The organism is Polynucleobacter sp. MWH-Creno-3A4 (assembly GCF_018881885.1).
Classification (GTDB): domain Bacteria; phylum Pseudomonadota; class Gammaproteobacteria; order Burkholderiales; family Burkholderiaceae; genus Polynucleobacter.
Map to the genome: position 1 here is coordinate 67,455 of NZ_JACXSA010000002.1, position 11,921 is coordinate 79,375.

Annotated in this window: 10 protein-coding genes; 7 read left to right on the forward strand and 3 right to left on the reverse strand. The window is 47.2% G+C overall.

Annotated features, from left to right (window positions below):
• Positions 1 to 73: 73 nt before the first annotated feature.
• Positions 74 to 535: a ribonuclease HI gene (gene rnhA, locus IEN92_RS07805; protein WP_216162436.1), complete on the reverse strand. Its 462-nt coding sequence runs from the start codon at positions 533 to 535 to the stop codon at positions 74 to 76.
• A 3-nt stretch (positions 536 to 538) separates the two neighbouring features.
• On the reverse strand, positions 539 to 1,321 hold the full coding sequence (locus IEN92_RS07810; protein WP_255539811.1) for a class I SAM-dependent methyltransferase: 783 nt from the start codon (positions 1,319 to 1,321) through the stop codon (positions 539 to 541).
• Between the two features lie 36 nt (positions 1,322 to 1,357).
• On the opposite strand from IEN92_RS07810, the gene gloB reads away from it, so the two are divergent.
• The 7 genes from gloB to IEN92_RS07845 all read left to right on the forward strand — a co-directional run bounded on the left by gloB (position 1,358) and on the right by IEN92_RS07845 (position 11,185).
• A complete protein-coding gene (gene gloB / locus IEN92_RS07815) occupies positions 1,358 to 2,167 on the forward strand; it encodes a hydroxyacylglutathione hydrolase (RefSeq protein ID WP_216162442.1) in 810 nt (269 codons plus the stop codon).
• On the forward strand, positions 2,167 to 3,570 hold the full coding sequence (locus IEN92_RS07820; protein ID WP_216162445.1) for a transglycosylase SLT domain-containing protein: 1,404 nt from the start codon (positions 2,167 to 2,169) through the stop codon (positions 3,568 to 3,570). Before gloB ends, IEN92_RS07820 begins: the two co-directional genes overlap by 1 nt.
• Before the next feature lie 27 nt (positions 3,571 to 3,597).
• Positions 3,598 to 5,481, forward strand: coding sequence for a propionate--CoA ligase (locus IEN92_RS07825; protein ID WP_216162448.1), 1,884 nt, complete (start codon positions 3,598 to 3,600; stop codon positions 5,479 to 5,481).
• A gap of 239 nt (positions 5,482 to 5,720) precedes the next feature.
• On the forward strand, positions 5,721 to 6,908 hold the full coding sequence (gene carA / locus IEN92_RS07830; protein WP_216162451.1) for a glutamine-hydrolyzing carbamoyl-phosphate synthase small subunit: 1,188 nt from the start codon (positions 5,721 to 5,723) through the stop codon (positions 6,906 to 6,908).
• Entirely contained in the window at positions 6,908 to 10,171 is a 3,264-nt protein-coding gene (carB, locus tag IEN92_RS07835) for a carbamoyl-phosphate synthase large subunit (RefSeq protein ID WP_216162454.1), read from the forward strand. Before carA ends, carB begins: the two co-directional genes overlap by 1 nt.
• Before the next feature lie 58 nt (positions 10,172 to 10,229).
• Positions 10,230 to 10,706, forward strand: coding sequence for a transcription elongation factor GreA (greA, locus tag IEN92_RS07840; protein ID WP_215373218.1), 477 nt, complete (start codon positions 10,230 to 10,232; stop codon positions 10,704 to 10,706).
• Positions 10,706 to 11,185, forward strand: a complete 480-nt coding sequence (locus IEN92_RS07845) for a DUF4149 domain-containing protein (protein WP_216162457.1) — start codon at positions 10,706 to 10,708, stop codon at positions 11,183 to 11,185. The genes greA and IEN92_RS07845 overlap by 1 nt, the downstream gene beginning before the upstream one ends.
• 29 nt (positions 11,186 to 11,214) lie before the next feature.
• Here IEN92_RS07845 and IEN92_RS07850 read toward each other — a convergent pair whose 3' ends face one another.
• Positions 11,215 to 11,841 carry a YhbY family RNA-binding protein gene (locus IEN92_RS07850; RefSeq protein WP_216162460.1) on the reverse strand — a complete coding sequence of 209 codons (627 nt, stop codon included), beginning with the start codon at positions 11,839 to 11,841 and terminating at the stop codon, positions 11,215 to 11,217.
• Positions 11,842 to 11,921: the final 80 nt, after the last annotated feature.

The following is an 11,921-nucleotide window of genomic DNA, read 5'->3' on the forward strand; positions in this document are numbered from 1 at the left end:
GTTTTGAGGCATTTTTATCCTGCTCATTCTCTCACAAGAGCGTCAAAATAGCGCCCTTAGGCCTCTATAGTCACTAGCCTAGAAACTCCTCAACCCCTTTATTGGCTAAGAGGTCGGCTAGCTCATTGCCAGGATGACCGTTATGGCCCCGAACCCAGTGCCAGGAAATATCATGGTTGGGTAGCAGGGCGTCCAATTCCTGCCATAGATCCGCGTTTTTCACGGGATCTTTGCTGGCCGTTTTCCAGCCACGTTTTTTCCAGCCCTCAAGCCACTCCGTGACCCCTTTTTGGACATATTGAGAGTCAGTCCATAACTCAACGGTGCTACGTTGCTTTAGTGCGCGCAAGGCAAATATCACTGCGCTAATCTCCATGCGATTATTAGTGGTGAGTTTTACTCCGCCATGAAGATGTTTTTCATGGGCCCCCGAACGCAAGACTGCGCCCCAACCACCGGGTCCTGGGTTACCTTTGCAGGCACCATCCGTATAAATGACGATATGGGGAGTTTGGCTAGATTGATGTTGAGTCATGTCTTAATTTACTGTGTCATGCATTTTTTTGAGTTGCTGACGCTCTGCCGCTGGGCTGAGTTGTTGAATGGCGGGGATGCGAACCGGCGTTATTTGACCAACCAAGCGCATACCTTGCTGACGTTTAATAGCAGAGAGCAAGAACACTGCGCCAAATATTGGCCACCAACGATTGCCCATGGATTCTAGGAAATCCATTCGGGCCATAGAGGATTGGCCTTGGAGGGGAAACTTGTAACAACCAAAATGACCCCGGTCTAAAGAGAAATTGAGCAGTTGTAGCCAGTCTTTTACGCGGATGAGGCTAATGAATTGACCATCTCGAGGAAGGTAAGGATTGCCAATAAGTCTGCTTAAGTATTGACGAGCACCCCACAAGCTGGCCGGATTGAATCCAGAAATGATCAACCTTCCTTCAGGACGCAATACACGATCGACTTCACGCAGGATTTGATGGGGATCGGCGGCAAACTCGAGAACGTGAGGAAGCACCACTAAATCCAAACTTTCGCTTGCAAAAGGAAGTTCTTCGTAATTGCCTTCAATGAGATGCCAATTAAAACGAGCGGCGTATTGGTGACTATCTTGCGTATGCATTAAAAGCGCTTGGAGAGGCATACGGTTTTCGTTTAAGGTATTGATTTGCGGCATACCAATTTGCACCGCATGAAAGCCAAAAACATCTGCTACGATTTGATCGCAGCATTTTTGCTCCCAACCCAGCACATAGCGTCCTGGTGGGGATTCCAGCCATTTCTCCCATGAACTCCATGGGGGCGTAGGCATCTGCGAGGGGATAGGTGGGGTTGGTATCATCGGTCTATGGATAAGAATACTTTATTGCAAGTTTGGCCCATCCCGGCTTTTGATGACAACTACATCTGGTGCATCCACGATGGACACTCTGCCTTGGTCGTCGATCCAGGCGATGCCTCCCCAGTCATTGAGTATCTTTTGCAAAATCAGCTCACCCTGACTGGACTTTTGATCACCCATCACCATGCAGACCATACTGGCGGTATTCTGACTCTATTGGACTGTTTTGGAGCGTCTATTCCGGTATACGGACCTGCTGGTAACGATATTCCTGGGCGAACCGAAGTCGCAATGGAAGGCGACAAGATTGAGATTGCTGTGCCACGCATCAGCCTCAAAGTATTTGAGGTTCCTGGACATACATTAAGTCATATCGCGTATTTTGCAAACATGCAGGCCAACGTGCTTGAGCCGATGCTCTTTTGTGGCGATACCTTATTTGCATCCGGTTGTGGTCGGCTGTTTGAGGGTACGCCTACTCAGATGTCTCAATCGTTGGCAAAGTTTGCAGCGTTACCCAAAAATACTCTGGTGTTCTGTGCCCATGAGTACACCTTATCCAATATCCGGTTTGCTTTAGCGGTTGAGCCAAATAATCTGAATCTTCTCTCTTGGGCTGATGAAGCAAAAGCCCTGCGCGCTCAACACTTGCCAACACTACCAACAACAATTGGCCAGGAATTGCAAGTAAACCCTTTTATGCGCTGCGATCAAGCAGATGTGATTGCTAAGGCAAAAGAAGTTTCTGGCGAAAACGATTTGCCCACTCCTGCCCATGTATTGGCAGTGATTAGGGCTTGGAAAGACCGGTTTTAATGCGCCTTCTTGCTGTCGCAATGTTGATCATTGCGCTACTTTCAGGTTGTGCAAGTACTGGCGACTGGTCTTCGGATACACCTGCCAAAGCGAACTCTAAAGCTTCTAGGGCTACCCGTGTAAACCTCAAGAATCAATCCGTCAGCAAGATCTACGCTCCCTCGGATAACCTATGGATCCGCATACGCGATGGCTTTCAGATGGAGCCGATGAATACGCCGCTGGAGATAGAGCAGGTGAGATGGTTAAGCTCCCGACCAGATTACGTTAACCGCTCTATGACACGCTCTTCACGCTATCTCTTTTATATCGTCCAAGAAGTAAACGCACGGAATATGCCGACAGAGATTGCGCTCCTACCATTTGTTGAAAGTGCTTTTGTAACGACTGCGAAATCGAATGCCAAAGCAGTAGGCTTGTGGCAATTTATGCCGGCAACGGGGAAAGACTTTCGGTTGACCCAAAATGTGTTTCGGGATGAACGTCGCGATGTTGTGCAGTCCACTGACGCAGCGCTTGATTACTTACAGCGCTTGAATAACCAGTTTGGTAGCTGGGAGCTTGCTCTAGCGGCTTACAACTGGGGCGCTGGCAATATAGTCAAAGCACAAAAACGCAATATCGCTGCTGGATTACCAACTGATTATGAGAGCCTGACTCTGCCTCGTGAAACACGTAATTACGTTCCCAAGTTGATGGCCTATCGCCAAATCGTTCTTGATCCCCAGTCTTATGGAATTGTGCTGCCAGAGCTCGAGAATCACCCATACTTTGTAGCCGTAGATGTGGGCAATGACATCGATGTTGCCTTGGTGATCAAACTAGCAGAAATTCCCCCAGATGAATTTCAGAGTTTGAACCCCTCATTTAATAAGCCGGTGATACTGAGCAATGCCAATCAGCAAATTCTCCTGCCTTTTGCTCATGCGGAAATTTTTCAAGCAAACCTGAAAAACTACACTAAGCCACTTTCATCATGGACGGCCGTCAAGGTAGTTAAAACAGAATCTGTTGACCAGGCAGCCAAAACTTTAGGTGTAGACGTAGATACTTTGCGGCAGATTAACGGCATACCCAAGGGAATGCGAATTAAGTCAGGCTCCACAGTTTTGATACCTAAAACCAGTCATCGTGCTGGCGATGTTCCGAGTGCCATGGCTGACAATGCCAGCCTCAGCTTGGAGAAGCCACCTCCACCAGCGCCCAAATGCCCCAAACCAGTTAAGGGGGCTAAGGCCAGCAAAAATAGCAAATGTGTAGCCCCCAAGCTTGCTGCTAAGGGTAATTCTTCTGCAAATAATGCTGCATCTCAGCATAAATCCGCATCGACAGGACTTGCAAAATCTGCGAAAAATGGTAATTCAGCCGCTTCAAGCAATAAAGGAGCCGCCAAAAACCCGTAATTTCAGTAACTTTTTATTAGGTTGACCATGTCCTATAAAGCACAGCATGAACGCTCCATTAAAGATCCAGATGGTTTCTGGGGTGAGCAGGCAAAATTAATTCACTGGGAAAAGCCATTTAATAAAGTTCTCAATTACGACAATCCTCCATTTGCAAAATGGTTTGAGGGCGGCCTCACCAATCTTTGCTACAACGCGGTCGATCGTCATGCAAAAGAGCGCCCGAATCAAATTGCCTTAGTTGCGGTTTCTACAGAAACCAATATTGAGAAGGCCTATACCTATCAAGAGCTGTACGAAGAAGTGAATCGGATGGCAGCCATCTATAAAGCCAATGGCATTCAAAAGGGTGATCGTGTCCTCATCTACATGCCCATGATTGCAGAAGCTTGTTTCGCAATGCTTGCTTGTGCGCGTATTGGTGCAATTCACTCAGTTGTATTTGGTGGCTTTGCTTCCCATAGCTTGGCTTCCAGAATTGATGATGCCAAACCAAAAATGATTGTGACTGCAGAAGCGGGCGCTCGTGGCGGTAAAGCGGTTCCCTATAAGCCTCTCCTAGATGAGGCAATTACTTTGGCTAGCTATAAGCCAGAGAAGGTTCTGATAGTGAATCGCGGCTTAACTGAATTTACGACAGTGGCAGGGCGAGATTTGGATTACGCCACTGAGCGTCAAAAACATTTGAACGATATTGTGCCGATTGAGTGGGTGGATGCAACCCATCCCTCATACATTCTGTATACCTCGGGCACCACCGGCAAGCCGAAGGGTGTTCAGCGCGATACCGGTGGCTATGCAGTTGCACTTGCCTCCACCATGAAACACATCTTTACTGGCAATGCTGGTGAAACCATGTTCTGCACTTCGGATATTGGCTGGGTAGTTGGTCATAGCTACATTATTTATGCGCCGCTACTGACTGGTATGGCGACCATCATGTATGAAGGTACGCCCTTGCGTCCTGATGCAGGCATTTGGTGGGAGCTGGTTGAAAAATACAAAGTCTCGGTGATGTTTTCTGCTCCTACTGCAGTCCGTGTTCTTAAAAAACAAGATCCTGCTTTCTTAACGAAATATGATCTTTCCTCTTTGCGCTTACTGTTCTTAGCAGGTGAACCTCTAGATGAGCCAACTGCGAGTTGGATTCATGATGCGATTAAGAAGCCGGTTGTTGATAACTATTGGCAGACAGAAACTGGCTGGCCAATTTTGGCTATCCAACGGGGTGTAGAGGTCATGCCACACAAGTTTGGCTCTCCTGGGGTGCCATCTTTTGGTTACAACATGAAGTTGCTTGATGATGCTACTTCAGCTGAATTGGGCCCTGATCAAAAAGGGGTCATTGCCATTGAAGGCCCTTTGCCTCCTGGTTGTATGCAAACTATTTGGGGTGACGACAAACGTTTTATCAGCACTTACTGGGAAACTATTCCAGGGAAGTTGATCTACTCTACATTTGACTGGGGTATCAAGGATCAAGACGGGTACTTCTTTATTTTGGGGCGTACTGACGACGTGATTAACGTTGCAGGACACCGCCTTGGAACACGGGAGATTGAAGAAAGTATCTCGAGTCATCCAAATGTTTCTGAGGTAGCGGTAGTAGGCATCGAAGACAAACTCAAAGGTCAGGCAGCAATTGCATTTGTTATTCCAAAGGATGCAAGCAAAGCAGACAACTTAGAAAAAGAGTGTATGAAGACAGTAGATAGCCAACTGGGTGCTATTGCTCGTCCTGGTCGGGTCTATATAGTTACCGCATTACCTAAGACGCGTTCAGGCAAGATCGTACGTCGTGCTTTGCAAGCTGTTGCTGAAGGTCGTGATCCTGGAGATATCAGCACTATGGAAGACCAGGCTGTATTGGCGCAAATTAAAACCATCATCGAACAGGGTGCTCAGGTTTAAAGCCCCTCAGAAATGCCTCCTCCTGGCTTGTCGTCAGAGGAGGCTATCCCCTCTAGAAGCCTGTAGAGCAAGGTTTCTCAGCATTTGGGGCATGAAAATGGTATGATTACAGGGTTCGAAACTAATTAAATACCCTAGCGCTTAAAGACACTCACCTCCCGCATAAACAAACCCCGGGTTGGTCTTTTTGGGGGTTTTGAGCGTCGGATGGAGCAGGGACTGGAGATGGTTTGTCACCCTTGCTTCCTTCTTTTCCTCCCGCCGTGTTGGCCCTAGCCGACGGCACATTGTTTCCTGGTTACAGCATTGGCGCAGCAGGTGAAACTGCTGGCGAAGTCGTGTTCAACACCGCCTTAACCGGTTATCAAGAAATCATCACCGACCCAAGTTATTGCCGTCAAATTGTGACCTTAACTTATCCCCATATTGGCAATGTCGGTGTCAATCCTCAAGACGCAGAGTCTGATCAAATTCATGCAGCGGGACTAGTCATTAAGGACCTGCCTAAACGCATCTCCAATTTCCGCGCAGAGGGGACGCTCGATGATTACCTCACAAAATCTGGTGTAGTCGGTATTGCGGGAATCGATACTCGTAAATTAACCCGCATCTTGCGCGATACCGGCGCCCAATCAGGTGCTATTGTTGCTGGAAAAAATGGTGATGACTTTGCAACACTCGGTAAACAAGCCTTGGAATTGGCTAAAGCTTTTCCAGGTATGGCCGGTTTAGACCTGGCCAAAGTGGTTACCACTAAAGCCCCTTATGAATGGCGCGAGGCTGAATGGGATTTACATGGTCCTGATGGCAAACCTGCATACAGAACTTTAGACAGATCTAAGTCAATTAAAAAAGTAGTTGCCTATGACTTTGGTGTGAAACGCAACATTTTGCGCATGCTCACAGAGCGTGGTTGTGAGCTCACTGTAGTACCTGCTCAAACTAGCGCTGCAGAAGTGTTAGCCATGAATCCGGATGGCGTATTTTTCTCAAACGGCCCTGGAGATCCTGGTCCTTGTGATTACGCCATTGCTGCTGCAAAAGAGATTATTGAAAAGGGTGTGCCAACATTTGGCATTTGCTTGGGTCACCAAATCATGGGTCTTGCTGCTGGCGCCAAAACTCTAAAAATGAAGTTTGGTCACCATGGTGCAAATCATCCAGTTAAAGATTTAGATACAGGGCGTGTGGCGATTACGTCGCAAAATCACGGTTTTGCGGTTGATGCAAATACATTACCCAGCAATATTCGCGTAACTCATGTTTCCTTATTCGATGGCTCCTTGCAAGGTTTGGCTTGGAATGACAAGCCAGCACTGTGTTTCCAAGGCCACCCAGAGGCTTCTCCAGGTCCTCATGACATTGCCTATTTATTTGATCGTTTTGTGGAGCTCATGAATGCTGCCAGCAAGAAGGAGGGCAAATAATGCCTAAGCGTAGCGACATTAAGAGCATTCTGATTATTGGGGCTGGTCCAATTGTGATTGGACAAGCTTGTGAGTTTGACTACTCCGGCGCGCAAGCATGTAAAGCATTGCGTGATGAAGGTTACAAAGTGATCTTAGTCAATAGTAATCCTGCAACCATCATGACCGACCCAGAAATGGCTGATGTCACTTACATCGAGCCGATTACCTGGGAAGTTGTTGAGCGCATTATTGCTGCAGAAAAACCGGATGCGATTTTGCCAACGATGGGTGGACAAACCGCCTTGAACTGCGCCCTAGATTTACATCGTCATGGTGTTCTTGAAAAATATGGCTGCGAGTTGATTGGTGCATCACCAGAGGCCATTGATAAAGCAGAAGATCGTCAGAAATTTAAAGATGCGATGACCAAGATTGGTTTGGGTTCTGCAAAGTCAGGAATTGCGCATTCTATGAACGAGGCCCATGAAGTGCAGCAACGTATTCAGCAAGAGACTGGTAGCTCTGGTTTCCCAGTCGTTATTCGACCTTCTTTCACCATGGGGGGATCTGGCGGCGGTATTGCATATAACCGCGAAGAGTTTGAAGAAATCTGTAAACGGGGTCTAGATTTATCTCCAACCCGCGAACTCTTGATTGAAGAGTCTCTTTTGGGTTGGAAAGAGTTTGAGATGGAAGTAGTACGTGATCGCAATGACAACTGCATCATTGTTTGCTCGATCGAAAACTTAGACCCAATGGGAGTGCACACTGGCGACTCGATTACAGTAGCGCCTGCGCAAACTTTGACCGATAAAGAATATCAAATCATGCGGAATGCATCGATTGCTGTTCTCCGTGAAATTGGTGTTGACACTGGCGGATCTAACGTACAGTTCTCGATCAATCCAGTAGATGGTCGCATGATCGTGATTGAAATGAACCCTCGTGTATCCCGTTCATCAGCATTAGCCTCCAAGGCAACTGGTTTCCCTATTGCTAAGATTGCAGCTAAGCTGGCTGTGGGCTACACCTTAGATGAACTTAAGAATGACATCACTGGTGGGGCAACGCCTGCATCGTTTGAGCCTTCAATCGACTACGTGGTGACTAAGATTCCACGCTTTGCCTTTGAAAAGTTTCCACAAGCGGATTCTCGTTTAACAACACAAATGAAATCTGTTGGCGAAGTGATGGCTATCGGCCGCACTTTCCAAGAGTCATTCCAAAAGGCACTGCGCGGCTTAGAGGTTGGCGTTGATGGTTTAGATGAAGTTTCAACCGACCTCGATGACATCATTAACGAGATCAATGAACCAGGCCCAGACCGTATTTGGTACTTAGCAGATGCCTTTCGTATGGGCATGGGTTTAGATGAAATTTATAACGAGACCAAGGTCGACCCCTGGTTCTTAGAGCAAATTGAAGAGCTGATCACCATTGAGACTGAGCTTAAGCAACGTAAGATTGATAGTCTTTCTGCTCAAGAGTTGCGCTTTGTGAAACAAAAAGGTTTCTCGGATCGCCGTTTGGCTAAATTGCTTGGTGTTGATGCATCTTCTGTACGAGCTGCACGCCATCGCTTAAAAGTCACCCCAGTTTACAAACGGGTCGACACCTGCGCTGCTGAATTCTCTACCAATACCGCCTATATGTATTCAACCTATGAGGCTGAACATGGCGAATGTGAATCCCGTCCGACCAATAAAGAGAAGATCATGGTCTTGGGCGGTGGTCCTAACCGTATTGGTCAAGGGATTGAGTTCGATTATTGCTGTGTTCACGCTGCTCTCGCAATGCGTGATGATGGTTACGAAACCATCATGGTGAACTGTAATCCTGAAACTGTTTCTACCGATTACGATACATCTGATCGTCTTTATTTTGAGCCGCTGACGCTCGAAGATGTTTTGGAAATTGTGGCGAAGGAAAAGCCCAAGGGCGTGATCGTTCAATACGGCGGTCAAACACCGTTGAAACTTGCTCTAGATTTAGAGCGCAATGGCGTGCCAATTATCGGTACTTCACCAGATATGATTGATGCCGCGGAAGATCGCGAGCGTTTCCAAAAACTCTTGCAAGACCTCGGTCTACGTCAGCCACCAAACAGAACTGCCCGCGCTGAAGATGAAGCTCTCAAGCTTGCTGAAGAGATTGGCTACCCATTAGTAGTGCGTCCTTCCTATGTATTGGGCGGTCGCGCCATGGAAATTGTGCATGATGGTCGTGACCTTGAACGTTATATGCGTGAAGCGGTCAAAGTGTCACATGATTCACCTGTACTGCTAGATCGTTTCTTGAACGATGCGATTGAGTGTGATGTGGATTGCATCAGCGATGGCAGCAAAGTATTTATTGGTGGTGTGATGGAGCATATTGAGCAAGCTGGGGTTCACTCTGGCGACTCTGCCTGTTCATTGCCGCCGTATTCCTTATCGGATGAAACCGTAGAAGAGATCAAGCGCCAAACCGCTGCGATGGCTAAAGGACTGAATGTTATTGGCTTGATGAATGTGCAGTTTGCTATCCAGAATGTCGATGGTAAAGATGTCATCTACGTTCTAGAGGTTAATCCCCGTGCATCTCGCACTGTGCCATTCGTTTCTAAAGCGACGGGTTTACAGCTCGCAAAGATTGCAGCGCGTTGCATGGTTGGCCAAACACTTGCACAGCAAGGTATCCAGCTTGAAGTGAAGCCGCCTTATTTCTCTGTAAAAGAAGCGGTATTTCCATTTAATAAGTTCCCAGGCATTGATCCAATCTTGGGGCCAGAGATGCGCTCAACTGGCGAAGTGATGGGCGTTGGTAAAACCTTTGGTGAAGCGCTATTCAAATCACAATTGGGTGCCGGCATCAAACTACCTAAAAGTGGAACAGTACTCTTGACCGTGAAAGATAGCGATAAGCCCAAGGCCGTTGAAGTGGCAAAACTCTTGCACCAATTGGGCTTTCCGATGGTGGCAACCAAGGGTACTGCTGCAGCAATTGAGGCAGCTGGTTTACCGATTCGCCTAGTGAATAAGGTCAAAGATGGTCGTCCACACATTGTTGATTTCATTAAAAATGGTGAAATTTCCTTAGTATTTACGACTGTGGATGAAACCCGTACTGCGATTGCAGATTCTCGATCTATCCGGACTAGTGCCCAGGCTAATGGCGTAACTTATTACACAACCATTAGTGCAGCACGTGCGGTCATGGATGGATTGCTGGCTTCTCAAAATGGCAGCAAAGAGTCTTTAGAGGTTTATTCACTGCAAACCTTACATCGGGCGCTCATTTAATCTAAAATTACCTTTTGTACGCGCAATTGAGCGCAAGTAATTAAGTTAGGTTAGTTGTATGAGCACAATTCCCATTACCAAACGCGGTGCAGAACTTCTCAAAGAGGAGCTGCATCGTTTAAAGCATGTTGAGCGTCCAGCAGTGATCAATGCTATCTCTGAGGCGCGTGCCCAGGGCGATCTCTCTGAGAACGCAGAGTATGATGCTGCTAAAGAAAAGCAGGGCTTCATTGAAGGCCGTATTCAAGAGCTAGAAGGTAAATTGTCTGCTGCGCAAATCATTGATCCTGCTAGCCTTGATGTTTCTGGCCGCATTGTATTTGGTGCAACGGTTGATCTAGAAGATCTCGAGGATGGTACCAAGCTCACCTATCAAATCGTAGGTGATGACGAGGCCGATATTGCTTCAAGCAAAATCTCCATTAGCTCCCCCATTGCTCGCGCCTTGATTGGCAAAGAAGAGGGCGATGTAGTAGCAGTCCAAGCACCTGGTGGTAATCGCGAAGTCGAAATCCTGGCGGTACGCTACATCTAATGTCGTACCAGCGTACCCAGCGAGTATTTCAGTGTATTTCTGGGCTTTGGGTTGGTAGCTTCATTACCATTGGCCTTTTAGTGGTTCCACTTCTGTTTTCATCTTTAGGGGATCGACAAGTTGCCGGCTTTGTAGCTGCGAGTCTTTTTAAGACTCAAGCCTATCTTGGAGTCTTCCTCAGCACCTTCCTCATGGTCATGGCGAATTATCTAGTGCGACAGGGCTTAAATCGTTTTCGTGTAATTCGCTGGATTCTGTTGGGCATGCTTGCCTGTGCAGTTGCTGCCGCCTTCATTCTGATCCCTTGGATGAATTCTTTGCGTGATCAAGCTTTGTATCTAGGCATATCTGTTCGGGAGTCTAGCAATGCCATTTTATTTTCAAGATTGCATGGCGTATCAAGCACTATCTATTTAATCGAAGCCTTGCTGGGACTGGCTTTAATTTGGAAAGCCAGTGCAATAAAAAACGCCGACTAGCGGCGTTATTCACTTCACTTCAAATCTCATTAGGAGCCAAGTGATTTCTTCTTATTGCTTGCCATGCGCACCTTCTTGCGTTTAATGGGTGCTGGTGCGGCAGCAGCCTTACGATAGCCGGGGGATGACCAACCAATCTTGGATTCTGCAGCCTCTGAGCGTAAAACGCGTTTCTTCGGTGTAGCCGTTTTCACAGCAGCAGCGCGTGCAAATGGTGCTTTATTAGAAGCAGAGCGACGCTCAGATCTATCTGAAGTGCTAGTTCTCACACCAGACTTCGCTGGAGCACGATTAGGCTGGCGCTTGGTGCGTGGTGCTTGTAAGGATTTTTTGGTTTGTTTTTTTGAGCGATCTAAATTGGCAAACGCTGCATCGACCATATCTTTTGGTTTCCACAGTACTAGCAACTTACCAATGTGCTGTACTGGAGCAGCATCTAGCTTGTCGCAGAGCTCTTCATAAATTGCAATGCGTGCTTCACGGTCATCGCCGAAGACCCGAATCTTAATGAGACCATGGTGATTGATTGCGAGTTTTGCCTCTTTAATTACGGCAGGTGTTAAGCCATCTCCGCCAACCATGACAACAGGGCTGAGATCATGGGCATCAGCTTTAAGGGATTTTCTTTGTGCGGGGGTAATGGTAAGTGCAGTCATGGGCTTGATGATAGAGCATTGATGACTAAATACGCCTATTTACAAGGGATTTGAGCTGTTTTATGTCAATTCCTTTTGCT